The sequence below is a fragment of the Actinomycetospora rhizophila genome (assembly GCF_042657905.1).
GTDB classification, from domain to species: Bacteria; Actinomycetota; Actinomycetes; order Mycobacteriales; family Pseudonocardiaceae; genus Actinomycetospora; species Actinomycetospora rhizophila.
Window position 1 is genome coordinate 91,393 of record NZ_JBHSKG010000011.1, and the last position, 19,955, is coordinate 111,347.

The 19,955-nt window shown below is 75.9% G+C and carries 19 protein-coding genes; 12 read left to right on the plus strand and 7 right to left on the minus strand.

Translation table 11 applies throughout. From position 1 onward, the window contains the following. Positions 1–41: 41 nt before the first annotated feature. The 5 genes from ACFPK1_RS20175 to ACFPK1_RS20195 form a co-directional block, all read right to left on the minus strand. Positions 42–755, minus strand: coding sequence for a ComEA family DNA-binding protein (locus tag ACFPK1_RS20175; protein WP_378022730.1), 714 nt, complete (start codon positions 753–755; stop codon positions 42–44). Further along, positions 752–2,260, minus strand: coding sequence for an acyl-CoA synthetase (locus tag ACFPK1_RS20180; RefSeq protein ID WP_378022731.1), 1,509 nt, complete (start codon positions 2,258–2,260; stop codon positions 752–754). Before ACFPK1_RS20180 ends, ACFPK1_RS20175 begins: the two co-directional genes overlap by 4 nt. 32 nt (positions 2,261–2,292) lie before the next feature. Next, positions 2,293–3,186, minus strand: a complete 894-nt coding sequence (locus ACFPK1_RS20185; protein ID WP_378022732.1) for an MOSC domain-containing protein — start codon at positions 3,184–3,186, stop codon at positions 2,293–2,295. A gap of 67 nt (positions 3,187–3,253) precedes the next feature. Next, complete coding sequence (locus ACFPK1_RS20190; protein ID WP_378022733.1) at positions 3,254–3,586, minus strand: DUF3040 domain-containing protein; 333 nt, start codon at positions 3,584–3,586, stop codon at positions 3,254–3,256. Positions 3,587–3,715: 129 nt separating this feature from the next. Beyond that, complete coding sequence (locus ACFPK1_RS20195; RefSeq protein ID WP_378022734.1) at positions 3,716–5,848, minus strand: RecQ family ATP-dependent DNA helicase; 2,133 nt, start codon at positions 5,846–5,848, stop codon at positions 3,716–3,718. Between the two features lie 112 nt (positions 5,849–5,960). Here ACFPK1_RS20195 and ACFPK1_RS20200 point away from each other — a divergent pair, with 112 nt between their 5' ends. The 7 genes from ACFPK1_RS20200 (at position 5,961) to ACFPK1_RS20230 (ending at position 12,769) form a co-directional block, all read left to right on the plus strand. Further along, on the plus strand, positions 5,961–6,968 hold the full coding sequence (locus ACFPK1_RS20200) for a 1-aminocyclopropane-1-carboxylate deaminase (RefSeq protein ID WP_378022735.1): 1,008 nt from the start codon (positions 5,961–5,963) through the stop codon (positions 6,966–6,968). Between the two features lie 41 nt (positions 6,969–7,009). After that, positions 7,010–7,627 (plus strand): MSMEG_1061 family FMN-dependent PPOX-type flavoprotein, encoded by a 618-nt coding sequence (locus ACFPK1_RS20205; RefSeq protein ID WP_378022736.1) that lies wholly within the window; start codon positions 7,010–7,012, stop codon positions 7,625–7,627. A 176-nt stretch (positions 7,628–7,803) separates the two neighbouring features. Continuing rightward, positions 7,804–8,631, plus strand: coding sequence for an AAA family ATPase (locus tag ACFPK1_RS20210; RefSeq protein ID WP_378022845.1), 828 nt, complete (start codon positions 7,804–7,806; stop codon positions 8,629–8,631). A gap of 37 nt (positions 8,632–8,668) precedes the next feature. Further along, a complete protein-coding gene (locus ACFPK1_RS20215; protein WP_378022737.1) occupies positions 8,669–10,135 on the plus strand; it encodes a vWA domain-containing protein in 1,467 nt (488 codons plus the stop codon). 25 nt (positions 10,136–10,160) lie between these two features. Beyond that, positions 10,161–10,796 (plus strand): nicotinate-nucleotide adenylyltransferase, encoded by a 636-nt coding sequence (gene nadD, locus ACFPK1_RS20220; RefSeq protein ID WP_378022738.1) that lies wholly within the window; start codon positions 10,161–10,163, stop codon positions 10,794–10,796. A 153-nt stretch (positions 10,797–10,949) separates the two neighbouring features. Beyond that, the gene (locus ACFPK1_RS20225) at positions 10,950–12,197 is read left to right on the plus strand and encodes a DUF6777 domain-containing protein (RefSeq protein ID WP_378022846.1); all 1,248 of its coding nucleotides are present in this window, start codon (positions 10,950–10,952) and stop codon (positions 12,195–12,197) included. Continuing rightward, a complete protein-coding gene (locus tag ACFPK1_RS20230; protein ID WP_378022739.1) occupies positions 12,194–12,769 on the plus strand; it encodes a hypothetical protein in 576 nt (191 codons plus the stop codon). Before ACFPK1_RS20225 ends, ACFPK1_RS20230 begins: the two co-directional genes overlap by 4 nt. Here ACFPK1_RS20230 and ACFPK1_RS20235 read toward each other — a convergent pair. Together ACFPK1_RS20235 and ACFPK1_RS20240 are read right to left on the minus strand one after the other, a co-directional pair. After that, positions 12,766–13,188: a TIGR03618 family F420-dependent PPOX class oxidoreductase gene (locus tag ACFPK1_RS20235; RefSeq protein WP_378022740.1), complete on the minus strand. Its 423-nt coding sequence runs from the start codon at positions 13,186–13,188 to the stop codon at positions 12,766–12,768. The genes ACFPK1_RS20230 and ACFPK1_RS20235 overlap by 4 nt on opposite strands. Positions 13,189–13,272: 84 nt before the next feature. Then, on the minus strand, positions 13,273–14,439 hold the full coding sequence (locus tag ACFPK1_RS20240) for an FIST signal transduction protein (protein WP_378022741.1): 1,167 nt from the start codon (positions 14,437–14,439) through the stop codon (positions 13,273–13,275). Between the two features lie 112 nt (positions 14,440–14,551). On the opposite strand from ACFPK1_RS20240, the gene rsfS reads away from it, so the two are divergent. From rsfS to ACFPK1_RS20265, 5 genes are all read left to right on the plus strand, one after another. Next, a complete protein-coding gene (gene rsfS / locus ACFPK1_RS20245; RefSeq protein WP_378022742.1) occupies positions 14,552–14,950 on the plus strand; it encodes a ribosome silencing factor in 399 nt (132 codons plus the stop codon). After that, positions 14,947–15,561, plus strand: a complete 615-nt coding sequence (locus ACFPK1_RS20250; RefSeq protein WP_378022743.1) for a histidine phosphatase family protein — start codon at positions 14,947–14,949, stop codon at positions 15,559–15,561. The genes rsfS and ACFPK1_RS20250 overlap by 4 nt, the downstream gene beginning before the upstream one ends. Next, positions 15,558–16,286 (plus strand): diglucosylglycerate octanoyltransferase, encoded by a 729-nt coding sequence (octT, locus tag ACFPK1_RS20255; RefSeq protein WP_378022744.1) that lies wholly within the window; start codon positions 15,558–15,560, stop codon positions 16,284–16,286. Before ACFPK1_RS20250 ends, octT begins: the two co-directional genes overlap by 4 nt. A 136-nt stretch (positions 16,287–16,422) precedes the next feature. Further along, positions 16,423–17,460 (plus strand): ComEA family DNA-binding protein, encoded by a 1,038-nt coding sequence (locus ACFPK1_RS20260; protein WP_378022745.1) that lies wholly within the window; start codon positions 16,423–16,425, stop codon positions 17,458–17,460. After that, on the plus strand, positions 17,457–19,877 hold the full coding sequence (locus ACFPK1_RS20265; protein ID WP_378022746.1) for a ComEC/Rec2 family competence protein: 2,421 nt from the start codon (positions 17,457–17,459) through the stop codon (positions 19,875–19,877). Before ACFPK1_RS20260 ends, ACFPK1_RS20265 begins: the two co-directional genes overlap by 4 nt. Positions 19,878–19,955: the final 78 nt, after the last annotated feature.

A 19,955-nucleotide genomic window follows, 5' to 3' on the forward strand; every position in this document is an offset into this window, starting at 1 on the left:
TCACGCTCAGTGAAGCGCACCGCCTGCGGACAGGGAACTCGTTAACCCGTTCGGCCGAGCACCACGCCGCGGTCGCGGACCTGGTCCCACACCTCGTAGGGCAGGTCCGCCCAGACGAACACGTCGTCGACGGCGGCGAACCGTCCCGCCGCCGCCCGGCAGCCGACGATCCGCTCGGCGTGCGCGGGCGCGATGCCCAGGGTCCGGGCGATTACCGGACCGGGCGCGGTGTTGAGGTCGACGAGGCCGCCGTCGTCGTAGGAGCGCGCCAGGTCGGGGCGCCCGATGCGCAGCTCGCGCGCGAGCAGCGGGTCCTCGGCGGCCAGGCGCCGGGCCTCGCTGCGGCGGTCGCGGGCGGCGAGGGCCGCGGCGATCGCCGGGTCCGGTGGCGGGCGGTCCCAGCCGACGGGCCGGGTGGAGCGGGGGAAGACGCGGGGTCGGATGAGGATCAGCAGGACGAGACCCCCGAGCAGGCCGGTGAGCAGCCCGAGGGACGAGAGCGACGCCGCGAGGCCCTGGTACTGCCCGTCCGGCGTGCGGTCCGCGGCCTGGTTCAGCGCGAACGCACCGACGACGAGGGCCACCGACGCGAGCGCGAGCACGGCGTAGACCGCCCGGCGGGTCCGGACGGCGGCGTGGGCGAGGGGGACGGGCAGCAGCAGACCCAGGCTCAGCAGGTGCACGAAGAACCACCAGCCGCCCCGGGTGAACCAGTTCCCCGACCGCGGCGGCGCGCCCGGCGGCACCGCCGTCACCCCGGCACCTGGTCGCGCAGGACGCGCTTGAGCAGCTTGCCCGACTGGTTGCGGGGCAGCTCGTCGACGAAGTGGATGTTCTTGGGCGTCTTGTAGCCGGCGAGCCGGCCGCGCACGTGGGCGATCAGCTCGTCGGCACCCACCTCCGACTTCGGGACCACGAACGCGGTCACGGCCTCGATCCACCGCTCGTCGGGCGTCCCGATGACGGCCACCTCGGCGACGGCGCCGTGGGTGTAGAGCGCGTCCTCCACCTCGCGGGACGCGACCAGCACGCCGCCGGTATTGATGACGTCCTTGATCCGGTCGACGACGGTGATGTAGCCCTGCTCGTCGATCCGCACGAGGTCGCCGGAGTGGAACCAGCCGTCGCGGAACGCCTCGGCGGTCTCCTCGGGCTTGTCCCAGTAGCCCTCGCAGAGCTGCGGCGACCGGTACACCACTTCGCCGGTGCCGCCCGGCCCGACGTCGTCGCCGTGGTCGTCGATCACCCGCAGCTCGACGAACAGCACCGGGCGCCCGCACGACTCGGGGCGCTCGTCGTGCTCCTCGGGCTGCAGCACCGTGGCCAGCGGGCCGATCTCGGACTGCCCGAAGCAGTTGTAGACCCCGAGGGCGGGCAGCGCCTCGCGCAGCCTGTCCAGGATCGGCACCGGCATGATCGAGGCGCCGTAGAAGGCCTTGCGCAGGCTGGTCAGGTCGCGCGTGGTGAAGTCGGCGTGGTTGACCAGCGGCACCCACACCGTCGGCGCCAGGAAGATCGCGCCGATGGCGTCGGCCTCGATCCGCCGCAGGATCTCGGGGATGTCCGGCGCCTCCATGAGGTGGTTGGTGGCGCCGACCATCAGGTAGGGCATGAGGAACAGCTGCATGCCCGCCGAGTGGTACAGCGGCATCGCGTGCAGCGGGCGGTCGTGCTCCGACATGGCCAGCGCGTGCACGCCCGAGACGTACTCGTGCACCAGCCCGCGGTGGGTCATCATCGCGCCCTTGGGTCGCGAGGTGGTGCCCGAGGTGTAGAGGAGCTGCACGAGGTCGGTGTCGGCGACCGTCGTGGTCAGCTCCGGGAGGTCGCCGGTGCGCGCCCGGTCGAGCAGCGACCCCGGGGCGTCGCGCAGCGGGACCACCTGTCTGGGTTGCGCGGGCAGCGCGTCGACCGGCCCGGCCAGCGCCGGGTCGATCAGCAGCAGGCGGCTCCCGGACTGCTCGACCAGGTAGCCGAGCTCCTCACCGGTCAGGGCGTAGTTGATCGGGACGTGGACCGCGCCGAGCCGCGAGCACCCCAGGAACGCGAGCAGGTAGGCGTCGGAGTTCTTGCCGTAGGTGGCGACGCGGTCCCCCGCGCCGACGCCGAGCTCCGCGAGGAACCCGGCCGCGCGGGTGACGGCGTCGTCGAGCTCCTGGTAGGTCCAGGTGCGGTCCGAGAAGTGCAGCGCCACGCGGTGCGGGGTGCGGCGGGCGCTGCGGGCGAGCACGCCGTCGACGGTGCTCGAGCGGGTGTCCACGGGGGGTGCTCGTCTCCTCGGGTGGATCAGGGTCAGGCGTGGGCGTCGCCGACGGCGACCTCGCCGCCGGCGCTCACGTCGGCGTAGACACCGGCGCAGGCCCACTTGCCCGCGACCTCGGGCTTCTCGATCATGATCCGGTTGTTCTTCGCGACCGTGCGCAGGGTGTTGCGGTCGTCGGGGAGGTCGCCCTGCGCCATCGTCGTCATGACGCAGCGCATGGTCTGGAACGTGTACGACACCCGCACATCGTCGCCCAGCTTCATCTCCCGGCCCGGCCAGTCGTTCTCGACGAACCCGGGCTCGGTGTCGGCGAGGACGACGTTGGGGCGGTAGCGGCGCACGTCGAAGTCGCTCTCGGGCGCGAGCTCGGCGAGCCGGGCCAGCGTCGACTCGGTGACGACGTGCAGGGCCGCGAGGTCGTAGAAGCGCCCGGGCGGGGCGAACGCGGCGACGTCGAAGCTGCTGATCGCCTCCCCGGTGTCCTCCTGGCGCGAGGTGGTGGCGTCGATGATGTGCTCCGGCGCGAGGCTCTCGCGGTCCATCCCGTCGAGGTCGGCCCACAGCTCCTCGAACTTGGGCGCGTCGGGCGCGGTGGTGACGAGCCGGACCTCGCGGCCCAGGACGTCGGAGAGCGCCCGGTCGATGTCGGGGTCGTCGCTGCGGCGTGTCGAGCCGTCCGGGAAGGTGATGATCACGGGCGGGGCGGTCTCGCCGGCCACCGGCTCGCCGGCGAACGCCGCCGAGAACTCCAGCAGCTTCGCCCAGCGCTTGGGCACCTTGGCGCTCGCGATGATGCCGGACTCGACGTCGAGGACGGCGTAGGCGCGGTCGCCCGCGACCCCGCGCTCGTCGAACACGGCACGGCTCAGGGACTCCCCGAGCATCGACTTGACGGGGTAGCGGTACAGCGCAGCGATCGTCACACCGCAGGGCATACCACCCGGGGACGGGCCCCGGGAACCGGCCGGTCGGTCGGCGTGGGCGCGGTGATCACGATTCCGCCGCGGATTCCCCGCGCTCCCGGCGTGACGCGAGGATCGACAGCGTCCCGGGGATCACCATGAGGGCGACCGCGACGAGCGCCGCGCCCCACGGACCGGGGAGCACGACCACCAGCAGGACGACCACGACGGCGATCTGGATGATCACGTTGAGGGCGCGGTCCGAGAGGTGGCGCCGCCAGGCCGCGGGCTGGCGCAGGCTCATGCTCAGCGCCGGGTCGTCGTCGGCGAGACGGTGCTCGAGGTCGTGGAGGGCGCGCTTCTCGCGGTCGGAGAGCGGGCGTGGCTCGTCGGAGGGCTCGCGGGGGAGGGGCGTCGTCATGCTCGGGTCCTCTCGTCGGCGGGAGGGCGGAGCGGCGCCGGGAGCGGACGATCCCGACAGTGCCCCACGACTGTCGCCGAGAGAGCTGAACGACCCCTGAGAGCAGGGCGAGAACCCGACGAGACCTGCTCAGTTCGTGGTGGCCAGCACCAGCGGCAGCACCGCCGGCGCCCCCGCCCGCCGCAGCAGGGCCGCCGCGACCGTCAGCGTCCACCCGGAGTCGGCGACGTCGTCGACGAGCAGCACGGGCCCGGTGCCCGGATCCATCCCGGCGGGCACCGAGAGCCGCGACCACACCTCGGCGAGGCGCTGGGCGGAGTTGGGCTGTTCGGGCTCGGCGTCGTCCTCGGGATCCTCGTAGACCGGGGGCGCGGTGTCGGCCAGCGCGCCGAGCAGGGGCAGGCGCCCGATGCTCGCGATGCGCTGGGCGAAGCTCTCGACGAGCACGGGGCGCCGGCGCGAGGGCAACCACACGACGCTCGCCGGGCGCTGCGCCCAGTCCCACCCCTTGAGGACCTCGACGACGGCGTCGACCGCGGCGTCGGGCACGAGGTCGTCGGCGCGCAGCAGCGGGCGCAGGCGCGGGCCCCAGCCGACGTCGGTGAGCCGGCCCAGCGCGCGGCCCTCCTCGGCGGCGTCACCGGGCGCGATCTTGCCCTTGAGCGGCACGTCGAGGGCGTCCATGCCGCTGGGCCACTGCTTGCGCGGCGCGAGCGGGACGCCGGGCCGGTCGAGCGTCGTCTGCGCCTGGACGCGGACGTCCTCGCCGATGGTGGGGTCGGCGTGGCGGCCGGTGCAGTTGTCGCAGCGCCCGCACGGCGCGGCGCCCGGGTCGTCGAGCTGGCGGCGCAGGAACTCCATGCGGCAGCCGTCGGTGGCGATGTAGTCGAGCATCGCCTGCTGCTCGGCTCGCCGGGCCTTGGCCAGGCCGGTGTAGCGGGCGCCGTCGTACTCCCACGGCTGCCCGGTGGCCTCCCAGCCGCCCTTGACCCGGCGGACGGCGCCGTCGGTGTCGAGCACCTTGAGCATCATCTCGAGCCGGCCGCGGCTCAGCTCCACCCGCGGCTCCAGCGCGGCGGTGGACAGGGGGCGCCCGGCGTCGCCGAGCACGGAGAGCGCGACACGCACCTGCGGCTCGGCGGGGAAGGCCAGCGACGCGAAGTACGCCCAGATGTCGCGGTCCTCGGGCCCGGGCAGCAGCAGGACCTCGGCGCGCTCGACGCCGCGGCCGGCGCGGCCGATCTGCTGGTAGTACGCGACCGGCGACTGCGGGGCGCCGAGGTGCACGACGAAGCCGAGGTCGGGCTTGTCGAACCCCATGCCCAGCGCGCTCGTCGCCACCAGCGCCTTGACGCGGTTGGCCAGCAGGTCGTCCTCGGCGCGCTCGCGCTCGGCGGGGTCGGTCTTGCCCGTGTAGGCGGCGACGGGGTGGCCCCGCTCGCGCAGGAACGCGGCGAGCTCGTCGGCGGCCGAGACCGTGAGCGTGTAGACGATGCCCGAGCCCGGCAGGTCGTCGAGGTGCTGGGCGAGCCAGGCGAAGCGGTCGGCGCCCTTGTCCAGCGGCAGCACGCCGAGGCGCAGCGACTCGCGGTCGAGCTCGCCGCGCAGCACCAGCGCGTGGTCGTGACTGCTCGAGACCCCCAGCTGGTCGGCCACGTCGGTGGTGACCCGGTCGTTCGCCGTCGCCGTCGTGGCGAGCACCGGCACGCCGTCGGGCAGCTCGGCGATGAGCGTGCGCAGCCGGCGGTAGTCGGGCCGGAAGTCGTGCCCCCAGTCGGAGATGCAGTGCGCCTCGTCGACCACGAGCATGCCGGCGGTGCGGCTGAGCTCGGGGAGCACCTGGTCGCGGAACTCGGGGTTGTTGAGCCGCTCGGGGCTCACGAGCAGCACGTCGACCGCGCCCGCCTGCACCTCGGCGTAGACGTCGCGCCAGTCGTCGGTGTTGGCGGAGTTGACCGTCACCGCGTGGATGCCCGCGCGGTTCGCCGCGTCGATCTGGTTGCGCATGAGCGCGAGCAGCGGGCTGACGATCACCGTCGGGCCGCCGCCGCGCTGCCGGATCAGCGCCGTGGCGACGAAGTACACCGCGCTCTTGCCCCACCCGGTGCGCTGGACCACGAGGGCCCGGCGCCCCTCGGCCACGAGCGCGTGGATCGCGGCCCACTGGTCCTCGCGCAGCGCCGCGTCGGGGCCCGCGAGGCGCTGCAGCGTCGCCTCGGCGGCCGAGCGCAGGTCGGTGGCCGAGTCGGTGGTCGCCGTCATGGCTCCACGAAAGCACAGGGGTCCGACAGCGTGGGGTCGCCCTCGGCTGCCCGTCCCGGCACGCGAAATGCGATATTCTGCGCGACGCCGACCGCCCCACCCAGGAGACGCCGTGTCCCTCGACGACTTCCCCCGCCACCCGCTGCTCTTCGGCCCGAGCCCGGTGCACCGGCTCGACCGGCTGTCCGCCCACCTCGGCGGGCCGGCGATCTGGGCCAAGCGGGAGGACTGCAACTCCGGGCTGGCGTACGGCGGCAACAAGGTCCGCAAGCTGGAGTACATCGTCCCCGACGCCCTGGCCGCCGGCGCGGACACGCTCGTCTCCATCGGCGGGGTGCAGTCCAACCACACGCGCCAGGTGGCGGCGGTGGCCGCGAAGCTGGGGCTGAAGGCGCGGCTGGTGCAGGAGCGCTGGGTCGACTGGCCCGACAGCGTCAACGACAAGGTCGGCAACATCCTGCTCTCGCGCATCCTCGGCGCGGACGTGCGCCTCGACCCGGCCGGCTTCGACATCGGCATCCGCGACTCCTGGGAGCGCGCGATGGACGACGTGCGCGCCGCCGGCGGGGTGCCCTACGGCATCCCGGCGGGTGCCTCGGAGCACCCGCTGGGCGGGCTGGGCTTCGCGCGGTGGGCCCGCGAGGTCGAGGCGCAGGAGGCCGAGCTCGGGGTCTTCTTCGACACCGTCGTCGTCTGCACCGTCACCGGCTCGACGCACGCCGGCATGATCGCGGGCTTCGCGGGGTCGGACCGGCCGCGCCGGGTGATCGGCATCGACGCCTCGGCGACGCTCGAGAAGACCCGCGACCAGGTCGCGCGCATCGCCCGGCACACCGCGTCGCTCATCGGGCTCGGGCGTGACCTGCGCGACGACGAGATCACCGTGCTCGAGGGCTGGGCGGGCGAGCGCTACGGCATCCCGGTCGCCTCCACGATCGACGCCATCGAGCTCACCGCGCGGCTCGAGGGCGTCATCCTCGACCCGGTCTACGAGGGCAAGTCGATGGCCGGGCTCGTCGACCTCGTGGCGCGCGGCGACATCGGGCCGGACGCGACGGTGCTCTACGCCCACCTCGGCGGTCAGCCGGCCCTCAACGCCTACGCGGGCGCCTTCACGTGAGTTAGGGTCACCTCAGTGAGCCTCGTCCGCCGGAGCACCTGATGCCGGAGATCACCGAGCTGGCCGAGCTGCGCGCGCTCGTGTCCGAGCCGCCGGCCTTCATCGCCGAGAAGGCCATCGACCACGTCGACGACGCGTCGCGCCGCTTCCTCGCGGCGTCGCCGTTCTTCGTCCTCGCGACCACGGGCGCCGACGGCAGCGTCGATGTCTCGCCGCGCGGCGACCCGGCGGGCCAGGTGCTCGTGCTCGACGGCGGGAAGGCGGTGGCCTTCGCCGACCGCCCCGGCAACCACCGCCTCGACTCGTTCCGCAACATCCTCTCCCACCCCGAGGTCGGGATGCTGTTCCTCGTGCCCGGCCGCGACCACACCCTGCGGATCAACGGACGGGCGAGGATCTTCGCCGACCCGGAGTTCGCGGACCGCTTCGCCGTCCGGGGCAGGCGCCCGGAGCTGGCCGTCGTCGTCGAGATCGACGAGCTCTTCCTGCACTGCGCCAAGGCGTTCGCGCGGTCGTCGCTGTGGGACCCGGCGAGCTGGCCCGGCCGCGGCGACGTCCCGTCCGCGGGGACGATGGCCAAGAGCATCTCGGGGACCCACGTGCCCGCCGGGGAGATCGACGCGGCCCTGGCGACGGACGTGCGCACCAACCAGTACTGAGCGTCGCGCCGAGCCGGTCACGACCGTCCCGCTCCTGCGTGCCGCACGGGGCCGCACCGCGGACACACCACGTCGACCACATCGCCGGGACAACACGCGGCGGGCGAGGCAGGATGCGGCGCGTGAGCACCGAGCCGGTCGGCCAGAAGACGTTGTTCGACTCCGTCGACGACGTCATGACCCGGCTCGCCGACGTCGGGTACCTCCCCTCCACCGCCGTCGCGACCACCGTCTTCCTCGCCGACCGCCTCGGCAAGCCGCTGCTGGTCGAGGGCCCGGCCGGCGTGGGCAAGACGGAGCTGGCGCGCGCGGTGGCCGAGGCGACGGGCTCGGGCCTGGTTCGGCTGCAGTGCTACGAGGGCATCGACGAGGCCCGCGCGCTCTACGAGTGGAACCACGCCAAGCAGCTGCTGCGGATCACGGCGAGCCAGGGCGAGTCGTGGGACGACACGCGCGACGACGTGTTCTCCGAGGAGTTCCTGCTGCCGCGCCCGCTGCTCACCGCGATCCGGCGCACCGACCCGACGGTCCTGCTGGTCGACGAGACCGACAAGGCCGACGTCGAGGTCGAGGGCCTGCTGCTCGAGGTGCTCGGCGACTTCCAGGTCACCGTCCCCGAGTGGGGCACGATCACGGCGAACCAGCGCCCGTTCACCCTGCTCACCTCGAACGCCACCCGCGAGCTGTCCGAGGCGCTCAAGCGCCGGTGCCTGTTCCTGCACCTCGACTTCCCCGACCCCGAGCTCGAGCGCCGCATCGTGCTGACCCGCGTGCCGCAGCTGCCCGAGGCCCTCGCCGAGGAGCTCGTGCGCATCGTCGGGGTGCTGCGCGGCATCCAGCTGCGCAAGGCGCCCTCGGTGTCGGAGACGATCGACTGGGGCCGCACGCTGCTCGCGCTCGGCCTCGACACCCTCGACGACGACACCGTGCGCTCCACCCTCGGCGTCGTGCTCAAGCACCAGGCCGACACGCAGCGCGCGATGGCCGAGCTGCGGCTGAACTGACCATGAGCCGGGACACGGAGCGGAGCGGAGCCGGACCATGAGCCCGGTCGTGCACGGCGGTCTGCCCGCCCACCTCGTCGACTTCGTCGGCGCGCTGCGGCGGGCCGGCATCGCGGTGGGGCCGGGGGAGTCGGTGGACGCCGCCGCGGTGATCGCCGAGCTCGACCTCCTGCAGCGCGAGCAGCTGCGCGAGGGCCTCGCGGCGGCGATGCTGCGCCGCTCGGGGCAGCGGGCGGTGTTCGACGCGCTGTTCGACCTGTGGTTCCCGCTGGGGCAGGGAGCCGCGCTCGGCGAGGTCGCGCTGCCCTACGCCGAGGACGGGTCGGTCGACGTCGAGGCGCTGCGCGACCTGCTCGCCGGCCTGCTGCGCGACGGCGACACCGCGGCCATGGCCGAGCTGGCCCGCGCGATCGTCGACGGGCTCGGCGCCGTCGGGCGGGGCCAGGGGCAGGGCGGTCAGGGCGGGCAGGGGCAGGGCGGCGGTGGCGGCGACCGCGGCCAGGGCGGCGGCGGGCGCCCGTCGACGTGGTCGGCCTACCAGGCGCTCAACGCCGTGCGCCCCGAGACGCTGCTCGCCCGGGTGCTCGCCGACCTGCGCGGCGGCGCCGACGCCGACTGGGACAGCCCGTTCGCCGAGGAGGTCTCGCGGCGCCAGGTCCGTGACCGCATCTCGTCGTTCCGGCGCATGGTCACCGACGAGGCACGCCGCCGCGGCGCGGAGATCCGCGGGCGGGAGGCGGCCGCACGGACCGGCGTGCCGAAGCAGGGCGACCGCGTCGACTTCCTCACCGCCAACTCCGAGCAGCTCGCCGACCTGCGCCGCCGCGTCGCCCCGCTCGCGCGCCACCTCGCGTCCCGGCTCGCCGCCCGGCGCCGGCGGGCCCGCCGCGGCCCGATCGACCTGCGCCGCACGCTGCGCCGCTCGATGTCCACCGGCGGCGTGCCGATGCGCCCGGCGTTCCGCCGCCCCCGGCCGGGCCGTCCCGAGCTGGTGCTGTTCTGCGACGTGTCGGGGTCGGTGGCCGGGTTCAGCCACTTCACAATGATGCTGGTCCAGGCGCTGCGCGAGCAGTTCTCCCGCATCCGGATCTTCTGCTTCGTCGACGGGTGCGTCGAGGTCACCGACCTCTTCGGCCCGAACGCCGACCTCGGCGGCGTCATGGCCGAGATCACCGCGCGCCCCGGGCTCATCGCCTTCGACGGGCACAGCGACTACGGCTCGGCGCTGGGGCGCTTCCGGGAGGGCTGGCCCGATGTCGTCGGCCCCCGGACGTCCCTGCTCGTCCTCGGCGACGGGCGCACCAACTACCGCGACCCCAACCTCACCGTCCTCGGCGACCTCGCCGAGCAGGCCCGCCACGTGCACTGGCTCAACCCCGAGCCGCAGGCCCAGTGGGGCACCGGCGACTCGGCGGCGCGCAGCTACGGGCAGGTCGTCCCGATGCACGAGTGCCGCACCGCCGCCCAGCTCGCCGGTGTGGTGTCGGGACTGCTGCCGGTGTGAGACGCGTGCGATCTAGGCTGAACGGATGAGCGGCCGCCGGATCGGGGTCATGGGCGGCACCTTCGACCCCATTCACCACGGCCACCTCGTGGCCGCCAGCGAGGCGCAGATCCGCTTCGCGCTCGACGAGGTCGTCTTCGTCCCCACCGGGCAGCCCTACCGCAAGGACAGCGAGTCGGTCAGCCCGGCCGAGGACCGCTACCTCATGACGGTCGTCGCCACCGCGTCGAACCCGCGCTTCACCGTGAGCCGCGTCGACGTCGACCGCGAGGGCGCGACGTACACGGTCGACACCCTCGCCGACCTCGCGAAGATCTTCCCCGACGACGAGCTCTTCTTCATCACCGGCGCCGACGCCCTCGAGCAGATCCTGTCGTGGCACCGGGCCGACGAGATGTTCCGGCTCGCCCACTTCGTCGGCGTCACCCGGCCCGGCTTCGAGCTCGACGGCGACCACCTCCCGCGCGGCGCGGTGAGCCTGCTCGAGGTGCCCGCGATGGCGATCTCGTCGACGGCGTGCCGGGAGCGCGTCGCCGCCGGCGAGCCGGTCTGGTACCTCGTGCCCGACGGCGTCGTGCAGTACATCGCCAAGCGCGGGCTGTACCAGCCCCGGGGCCAGGGCTGGGTGCTCGGCCCGACGGAGCACGTCGCGTCGGAGTAGTCGCCGCCGCTGCCCCGATCGGGCGCTTCCCCACTCGAACGAGTGACATGGCGGCGCGCCGACTAACGCACCGCATCGACCCACCGAGATCCGTTGCGGACGCCGGGCCCGACCGCGGGCGCGGCACTCGTTGGGGGAGTGATCTCGGTGCAGATGCCGCCGCCCGTCGCCGCGCAGGCTCCGCCACCTCCACCGCGGCGCGCGTCGCGGGGCCCGCTCGTCGCGATCGTCGTGCTCGCGATGCTGGTGGCGGCGCTGGGGGGCGTGGTGATCGCCCGCGAGCTGGACGCGCCGACCGACGTCGCGCTCGAGCCGGTGGCCACCGCCGGCGCCAACCCCTTCATGGAGAGCGTCGGCACCGACGTCCCCGACGTCCGGCCCGTGGCCGACACGAGCGGGAGCTACGCGGGCACCACGCCGGGGCTCTACGGCGGCTCGGGCAGCAACGCGGTGTGCGACCGCGCCCGCCTGAGCCGCTTCCTCGGCGAGCACCCCGACCGCGCCGCCGGCTGGGCCTCGGTCCTCGGCCTGCGCGACGGCTCCGCCGCGACGGTCTCGAGCTACGTCGACGGGCTGACCTCGGTGGTCCTGCGCTCGGACACCTACGTCACCAACCACGGCTGGGCCGGCGGCGAGGTCACGTCCTGGCCCGCGGTCCTGCAGGCCGGCACCGCGGTGCTCGTCGACCGGTACGGCAACCTCGTCACCCGCTGTGCCTGCGGCAACCCGCTCACGGCACCCCAGTCCTTCAACACCGTCGCCTACGTCGGCCCGCGCTGGCAGTCGTTCACGTCGACGTCGATCACCGTGGTCACGCACCAGACGACCCGGGTCACGAACAATTTCACGATCATCGACGTCCACACCGGCCGCGGACACGACCGCCCGCAGGGCTCGGACGGCGAGGACGACACCGAGAACGACACGGTGCAGGCGGTGGTCCCGGAGGGCTCCGACGAGGCCGGCGGTCCGACATCGGAGCGATCGGTGGACCCGCTCGTCGCCCGGGACGCCACGGACCCGGAGACGTCCGGCAGCACGACGACCTCGCCGACCGACGCCCAGCGCCGGAGCGCGCCGGACGCCGTCGCTCCCGGCCTGGTGCCCGGCACGACGACCTCGACGCCGTCGTCGAGCACGACCACGTCGGCCACCTCGTCCGCGAGCGCGCCGTCCGGGGACTACACCGCCCAGGGGTGCCGGTTCGCCACCGGGACGCTGACGTTCGCGAGCGCCGGGACCTACACCTCCGACGCCGGCGACACCGGGTCGTGGGCGATGCAGGGCGGCGACCTGGTCGTCACGCCCGGCTCCGGTGGCTCGCCCGTCACGTTCACCGGTTCCCCCAGCACCTGGATCTCGCCGTCGGGCAGCTGCTCGCTCACCGCGGTCGCGTCGTGAGCCGGCACAGCACGGACGACGAGCTCGACGGTGTCGCGGTCGACGACGCCCCGACCGGGCCGATCCGCGTGCCCGCACCGCGCGTCGCCCTGGTCACGCTCAAGCCGGCCGACGTGATCCCTCCGGCTGCTCCGTCGACCTCGTCAGAGCGGGTCGACGGAGCACCCGCGGCGATCACGGCCCCGGACGCCACCCCGCCATGGTCGCCCGAGGACCGCGCCCGCGCCTGGGTCGACGCCCCCGGGACGTTCGCGCGCACCGACGGCATCCCCCTGCCCCGCATCCAGCCCCCGCGCCTGCTCGCGTCGGGGCCGGCGGATGCCTGGGGGCCGTGGCCCGCCGACCCGGACCTGGCCCGTCCGCGCTCGATGCCGCTGCCGGTCGTCGCGCCGCCGGCGCCGGCGCGCCGCAGCACGAGCGCGCTGCTGATCTCCACGATCGTGCTGCTCGTGGCCGTGCTCGCCGCGCTCGGCGTGGCGCTGGTGCGGCCCGACCTGCTCGGGCTGTCCGCCACCTCGCCGTTCGCCACCGGCGGCGAGCCGGCGGCCCAGGTCGTTCCGGGGACCCGCTAGGGGTCAGGGACCGGGCGGTGCACGGCCGTCGGGGCGATGCGCAGGATCAGCCGCGTCTGGTCCGGTCGGTGCCAGGGGTAGGGCCGGCCGAGGTAGCGCCGGGCGAGCGACTCGATGTGCTCGGCGGCACCGTGGGGCGTCACCTCGACGACGCGGCCGCGCACCGCCACGTAGCGCCCCGGCCGCCCGGCGTCGCCGATCGCCACGGAGACGCGGGGATCGCGGCGGATGTTCTCCACGTTCGGCAGGCCCTCGACGGCGTTGAGGACGACGTGGGTGCCGTCGGTGTCCACCCAGGTCTCGGTCGTCTGCGGGGAGCCGTCGGGCGTGACCGTGGCGACGAAGCACGGGTTCGGGCCGCGGAGCAGGGAGACGACGTCCTCGGGGAGTCGTACGTCCGGCCGTGGCTCGACGCTCATCGCCTGTCGTGGTCCTCCGTGGATGCTGGCGTGCGGTGACCACGGTAGGACCGACGGTGACGGGAGCCGTGCGAGGGGGTCCCGTCAGCCGCTGTCGCCACCGAAGGCGAGCACGGACGCGGTGAACGCGTGGAGGTGGTTGCGGGCGGCGACGGGGCCGATCTCGCCGGCGGCGAAGAACCCGGCGACGCCCTCGGGACCCAGGCCGCGCCGGACGGCGGCCACGTCGTGGTCGGCGTCGGGGAACATGGCCCGCCCGCGCCCGTTGCACGAGAACAGCAGCGCGCCCGCGGTGTCGCCGCCGCCGCGGTGGCGCGTCATGAGCCAGTCGAGGTCGGCGTCGGCGCTCGCGGCGTCGCGCACCTGGAAGCGCACCGTGCGGCCGACCTCGACGACGTCGCCGACCGTCACCGTCCCCTGCTCGGGGTCGGCCCCGACGACGCCGCGGATGAGGAAGTCGCCCTGGCGGTGGTCGTCGGCGTACTCGTCCATCGCGACGCCGAGGTGCAGGCCCTGCGCCACCATCTGCTGCTCGGCCTCGTCGAGCTCGCCCACGATCTGCTCGAGCTTGCGGTAGGCGGGCTGCCCCGCGAGGCCCCGGAGGTGCGGGCCCTCGGCGGCCGTGACGGTCATCGCCGGGCCCACCGGACGGCACCCCTGGCTGACCAGCGTGCGCACCCGGACGTCGCCCCCGATGGTCACGCCGACGACGCCGCGCTCGTGCACGACGCCGTCGAGGAACAGCCGCGTCGCCCCGGCGCCGCCGGGCCCGGACGCGAGCCCGCCCACCAGCGGCAGGCCCCGCAGCGCCTCGGCGGACTGCTCGACGAAGCCCTGGATCGGGAACGTGTACGGGTCGGCGAGCACCAGCGCGACCTCGTCGGACTCGGTGCGCTGGGGCATCCCGCCGACGACGATGCCGGTTTCGGTGCGGCTCGCGTCGAGCCGGAACGGGGTGAGCGAGGCGTCGGGGAGCGCTCCCGCCCAGACGGCGACCGCGGGCTGCGCCTCGACCCCGCGCCCGTCGCCGATCACCCCGCCGGCGCTGCACCCCACGGCCACCCGCGCGCCCGCCACCTCCATCGCCCGCTCGCCGGCCCGGGCGATCACGTCGGGGTCGGGGTGGCAGACGAAGACGGCGAGCAGGTCGGGCCGCCGGCCCCCGAGCGGGGCCGTGGCCTGCGAGACGGCGTTCTCGGCGGCGGCCACCAGGTCGCCGCCCTGGGCCAGCCCGTCCCCGTAGTCCGGCATCGGGCCAGTATGCGCCGCACCCCCGGCGCCGTGGGCGGTCGCGAGCGAACGAGCACGCGGTGGCGTCGAGTACCATGACCAGCGCTGCAGTCGTCGACCTCCGAAGGGTTTCGTGGCCGTCACCGATCGCGCCCGCCGTCTCGCCGAGACCGCCGCGCTCGCCGCCGCCGACAAGCTCGCGCAGGACGTCGTCGCCATCGACGTGTCCGAGCGGCTCCCGCTCACCGACGCGTTCGTCATCGCCTCGGCGCCCAACGAGCGCCAGGTGCAGGCGGTCGTCGACAGCGTCGAGGAGAAGCTGCGCGACCTCGACGCCAAGGCCGTGCGCCGCGAGGGCACCCAGGAGGCCCGCTGGGTCCTGCTGGACTTCGCCGACATCGTCGTCCACGTCTTCCACACCGAGGAGCGGGAGTTCTACGGCCTCGAGCGGCTGTGGAAGGACTGCCCGGCGGTGCCGCTACCGGCGGAGGTCCACGGCCCGCCGGCCGACCAGACCGCCGCCGGCGAGTGAGCCTCCACCGGCTCGTCCTCGCCCGCCACGGGCGGACGCTGTGGAACGCCGAGAGCCGGATGCAGGGACGCCTCGACCCCGATCTCGACGAGGTCGGCCGCGCCCAGGCGCTGGCCGCCGCGCCGCTGCTGGCCGCCTACGAGCCCGCGCTGCTCGTCGCGTCCGACCAGGTCCGCGCCTGGCGCACGGCCGAGGCCGTCGCCAAGGAGGCCGCGCTGGTGCCGCGCCCCGAGCCGCGGCTGCGCGAGACGTCGCTGGGCGACTGGGAGGGCCTGACCGGCGCCGAGGTCGAGGCCGGCTGGCCCGGCGGGCTCGCGTCGTGGGGCAGCGACCCGGAGTGGGCGCCGCCCGGCGGGGAGTCGCGCGTGGCGGTGGCCGAGCGCGCCGTCCCGGTGCTCGCCGAGCTGGACGACGAGCTGGCCGACACCGACGAGCGCCAGACCGCGATGGTGGTCGCGCACGGCGGCACGATCAGCGCGCTGACCGCGGCCACGCTGGGCTGGCCGGTCTCGGCGTGGCACTCGCTCTCGCCGCTGCACAACTGCGCGTGGGCGATCCTGGAGCGCCGCTTCGACCGCTGGCGCCTGCGCGCCTGGGGGCTCGCGGCGTGACGCACGAGGACCCGCTCCTCGTGGTGATCGCCGATTCCCTGTCCTTCCACGGCCCCGACCGGGCCGAGCCTGCCGACGAGCCCCGCCTGTGGCCGCACGTGGCGGCCGGCGTCCTCGGCGGGCGCGCCGAGCTGCACGCCGGCCTGGGGTGGACCGCGCGGCACGCGTGGCGGGCGATGGTCGGCGACCCGCGCATCTGGGCGTCGCTGCGGCACGCCGACGCCGTGGTCCTCGGCGTCGGCGGGATGGACACGCTCCCGTCGCCGCTGCCCACGGCGCTGCGCGAGCTGATCCCGGCGGTGCACCGGCCGCGGCTGCGGCGGGCCGCGCGGGACGCCCACGCGTGGGCGGTGCCGCGGGCCGCGCGGGTGCTCGGCCGCGCCGGGCCGGTGGCGCTGCCGCCGGCGGAGACCGTGCGCCACCTCGAGCGCCTGCGCGTCGCGGTGACCGCGCTGATCCCGGGCCTGCCGGTGGTCGCGATGCTGCCCGCGGTGCACCGGGCGCCGGCCTACGGCGGGGTGCACGCGGGCCGCGAGCGGCACGTGGTGGCGCTGACGGCGTGGGCGGCATCTTCCGGTGTGCGCCTCGTCGACCCGACCCCTCTCGTCGCCGACCACGTGCTCGGCGGCCACGGCAACCCCGACGGCATCCACTGGGGCTGGTCGGCGCACCGGGCGGTCGGCGAGGCCATCGGCGCCGAGGTGGCGGCGGCGCTGGGTCGCTGATAGGGGGGTCCCGCTCGCCCGTCCGGGGGCTGCACGGCGTGGGCGCGGCACCGCGCCGTCCCCACCCCGGGTGGTTGTCCCCAGGCGTCCGCTCGGTGCTGGGCTGCTGGTCGGGGCGGTTCCTAGCGTCCCGCGCATGGCCCGCTCCGCACCGCCCGACACCGACGACGCCCGTGCCCGCCTGCGGGCCCTCGGCGGTGGTGGCCGCGCGGGCGGGTGGGGTGGGCGGGACGCGGTCGAGGTCGGCGCTCCGGCGGACCCCGGTCCCTCCGGGGGTGCGCGGGTGGGGTGGCCCGGGGCGCCGCCGGGCACGCCCGCGGCCCGGCTGCGCCTGCCGCCGCCGGCGCCGGCGCGGGACGACCCTCCGGTGGCTGCGCCGGACGACCCGTGGTGGGACGACGAGGACGACCCGGTCCCCGCCGCGCGCCGGGGGAGCGCGTGGGACCCGCCGGAACGGGGCGAGCGCGCCCGGCGGTGGGTGACGCGGTGGCTGCCGTCGTCGTGGATCGGCGCGCGGTGGGACCCGGGGCGGACGGGCGCGCTCGCTCTCGCGGCGGTCGCCGCCGTCGCGGCGGTGGTCGCGGCGGTGGGGGTGTGGTCCGACCGCCCGGTCGCCGAGCCGGTGCCGGCGTTGCCGCTGGTGGCGGGCGCTCCGGTACAGCCCTCGCCGCTGCCCGCCCTCCCGGGTGGTCCGGCGCCGCCCGACACGGGGCCGATCGTGGTGTCGGTGTCCGGGAAGGTCGCGCGCCCCGGGCTCGTGCGGCTCCCGCCGGGCAGCCGTGTCGGCGAGGCGATCGACGCGGCGGGCGGGGCGTCGCCCGAGGCGGACCTGACCGGGCTCAACCTCGCGGCGCGGCTCTCCGACGGCGAGCAGGTCGTGGTGGGCGTGCCCGCGGCGGCGGTCCCGGCGGCCCCGGCGGCACCGGCCGCGGGTGCGGCGGGGGCCGCACCGGCGGGCGGTGCCGGGGGCGCGGCCCCCGGCGGGCCGGTGAACCTCAACACCGCGACCCTCGAGCAGCTCGACCAGCTCCCCGGCGTCGGACCGGTCACCGCCCAGCGGATCCTCGAGTGGCGCACCCAGAACGGGCGTTTCGGCGCCGTCGAGCAGCTGCAGGAGGTCAGCGGCATCGGTGACGCCCGCTTCGCGACCCTGCGCGACCTGGTCACGGTGTGAGCAGCGCCCCCGCGCGCCGCGACCCGGCGGACGACCCGCCGCCGGCGCCGCCCGACCTGCGTCTCGTCCCGGCGGCGCTGGCGTCGTGGGGCGTGGCGATCGCGGCGCTGACGGCCGGGTGGGGTGTCGCGCTCGCGCTCGTCGTGCTCGCCGCCGTCGCGGCGGTGATCGCGGCGCGGCGGGCGACCGGTCGTCGCGGTCCGGGGCGCCCCGGACTGCGCGCGGTCGTGGTGGCGGCGGGCGGCTGCACCGCCGCGGTGGGGCTGGTCGCCGGCCTCGGGGCCTTCGCGGTGGCGAGCCACCCGCTGCGTCCGGCCACCGGTGCCGGTGTGTCGGCGCGGCTCGACCTCGTCGTCACCGCCGACCCGCGCCCCGTCCGGTCCTCGGTGCCCGGCCCGGGGCGGGTGGTGGTGCGGGGCGAGCTCGTCGGCGGGCAGGTCGGCGCGGGGCCCGGGTGGCGGGCCGGTGGGCGGGTGGTGCTGCTCGCACCCGCCGAGGACTGGGCGGGACTGCTGCCCGGTCAGCTCGTCAGCGCGCGGGGACGGCTCGGGCCGCCGGACCGCGCCGACCTGACGGTCGCGGTGCTGCAGGTCCGCGGACCCCCGCGGTCGGTGGGCCCGGTGCCCGCGGTGCAGCGCGCTGCCGGCGACCTGCGGGGCGGTCTGCGCGACGCGGCACGCGCCGTGCTGGCCGAGGACCCGGCGGGCCTGCTGCCGGGGCTCGTGGTCGGCGACACCTCCGGCGTCTCCCCGGGGCTCGCCGACGACTTCCGCGCCGCCGGCCTCACCCACCTGACCGCCGTGTCGGGGACCAACGTGGCGATCGTGTGCGGCGCGGTGCTGCTGCTCGCGCGGCTGGGGCGTCTCGGCCCGCGGACGGCGGCGGTGCTGGCGGGCCTCGCGCTGGTCGGGTTCGTGGTGCTCGCGCGGCCCTCGCCGAGCGTGCTGCGCGCGGCCGTGATGGGCGGGGTGACGGTGCTGGCGCTCGCGGTCGCGCGACGACGCTCGGTGGTGCCGGCCCTGTGCGCGGCGGTGATCGTGCTGCTGCTCGTCGACCCGGGGCTGGCGACCGACCCGGGGTTCGCGCTGTCGGTGCTCGCCACCGGGGCGCTGGTGCTGCTGGCGCCCGGGTTCGTCGCGCGGATGCGGGCGCGCCGGGTGCCGGCCGGGGTGGCGGAGGCGCTGGCGGTGCCGGCGGCCGCGCACGTGGTGACCGCGCCGGTGATCGCCGGGCTGTCGGGCGAGGTGAGCCTCGTCGCGGTGGTGGCGAACCTGTTCGCGGCGCCGGTGATCGCGCCCGTGACGGTGCTCGGGGTGATGGCCGCCGGGGTGGCGCCGTGGTGGACCGCGGGCGCCCACGCCCTCGTGTGGGCCGCCGGGCCCGGGGTGTCGTGGCTGGTCTGGGTGGCGCGCCGGTGCGCCGCGGTCCCGGGGGCGACGCTGGACTGGCCCGGCGGGGTGCCCGGTGCTCTCGCGCTCGCCGGGCTCGTGGTGCTGGTCGGGGCGGCGTTGCGCTGGCGCCGGCTGCGCGCGGTGGTCGCGGCGGTGCTGGTCGGCGCGCTGCTGGTCCTCGTGCCGACCCGCGTCGCGCCGCCGGGGTGGCCGCCCGCGCGCTGGACCCTCGTCGCCTGCGACGTCGGTCAGGGGGATGCGTTGGTGCTCGCGACCGGCGAGCCGGGGCGGGCGGTCCTCGTCGACGTCGGCCCGGACGCGGGCGCGATCGACGGGTGCCTGGTGCGGCTCGGGGTCCGCTCGCTGGCGCTGGTCGTGCTGAGCCACCTGCACGCCGACCACGTCGGCGGGCTGGCCGGGGCGCTCGCGGGGCGGTCGGTGGGCGGGGTCGCGCTGGGTCCGGCGCGCGAGCCGGCTGACACGCTCGCGCAGGTGGTGCGGCGCGCGGCGGCGGCGCGCGCCCCGCTGGTCGGTCTCGCGCGCGGCACGGTGCTGCGCTGGCCCGGGCTGGTGCTCGAGGTGCTGGGCCCGGTGCGCCCGACCGCCCACGTCGACGGCGAGGACGGGTCGGCGGTGAACGACACCTCGGTGGTGGTCCGCGCGCACACCCCGGTCGGGCGGGTGCTGCTGCCCGGCGACGCGGAGCTGTCGTCGCAGTCGTCGCTGCTCGGGTCGGGCGCGGACCTGCACGCCGAGATCCTCAAGGTCCCGCACCACGGCTCGCGGTCCTCGCTGCCGACCTTCCTCACGGCGGCCCGTGCCTCGCTCGCGCTGGTCAGCGTCGGGCGCGGCAACACCTACGGGCACCCGAACCCGCAGGTCGTGGGGCTGCTCGCCCGCACCGGCGCGCTCGTGCGCCGCACCGACGAGTCGGGCGACCTCGCCGTCGTCGCCGGCGCCGACCCGCGCGCCGGCCCGGCCGTCGTCGCCCGCGGCGACCCGCGCCCCGACCCGAGGCGGCGGTGATCCGCACGCCCGGCGTCCCTTGTTGGGCGGGTCGGTGGGCGACGAGACTGAGCAGGAGCTCCGGGGGAGGGGATCGTC

Coding starts and splice junctions, on each gene's coding strand:
- ACFPK1_RS20190 (WP_378022733.1), bottom strand. CDS start 3,586: ATGACGACGCCCCTCCCCCGCGAGCCCTCCGACGAGCCACGCCCGCTC.
- ACFPK1_RS20195 (WP_378022734.1), bottom strand. CDS start 5,848: ATGACGGCGACCACCGACTCGGCCACCGACCTGCGCTCGGCCGCCGAG.
- ACFPK1_RS20205 (WP_378022736.1), top strand. CDS start 7,010: ATGCCGGAGATCACCGAGCTGGCCGAGCTGCGCGCGCTCGTGTCCGAG.
- ACFPK1_RS20210 (WP_378022845.1), top strand. CDS start 7,804: ATGACCCGGCTCGCCGACGTCGGGTACCTCCCCTCCACCGCCGTCGCG.
- ACFPK1_RS20215 (WP_378022737.1), top strand. CDS start 8,669: ATGAGCCCGGTCGTGCACGGCGGTCTGCCCGCCCACCTCGTCGACTTC.
- nadD (WP_378022738.1), top strand. CDS start 10,161: ATGAGCGGCCGCCGGATCGGGGTCATGGGCGGCACCTTCGACCCCATT.
- ACFPK1_RS20225 (WP_378022846.1), top strand. CDS start 10,950: ATGCCGCCGCCCGTCGCCGCGCAGGCTCCGCCACCTCCACCGCGGCGC.
- ACFPK1_RS20235 (WP_378022740.1), bottom strand. CDS start 13,188: ATGAGCGTCGAGCCACGGCCGGACGTACGACTCCCCGAGGACGTCGTC.
- ACFPK1_RS20240 (WP_378022741.1), bottom strand. CDS start 14,439: ATGCCGGACTACGGGGACGGGCTGGCCCAGGGCGGCGACCTGGTGGCC.
- ACFPK1_RS20260 (WP_378022745.1), top strand. CDS start 16,423: ATGGCCCGCTCCGCACCGCCCGACACCGACGACGCCCGTGCCCGCCTG.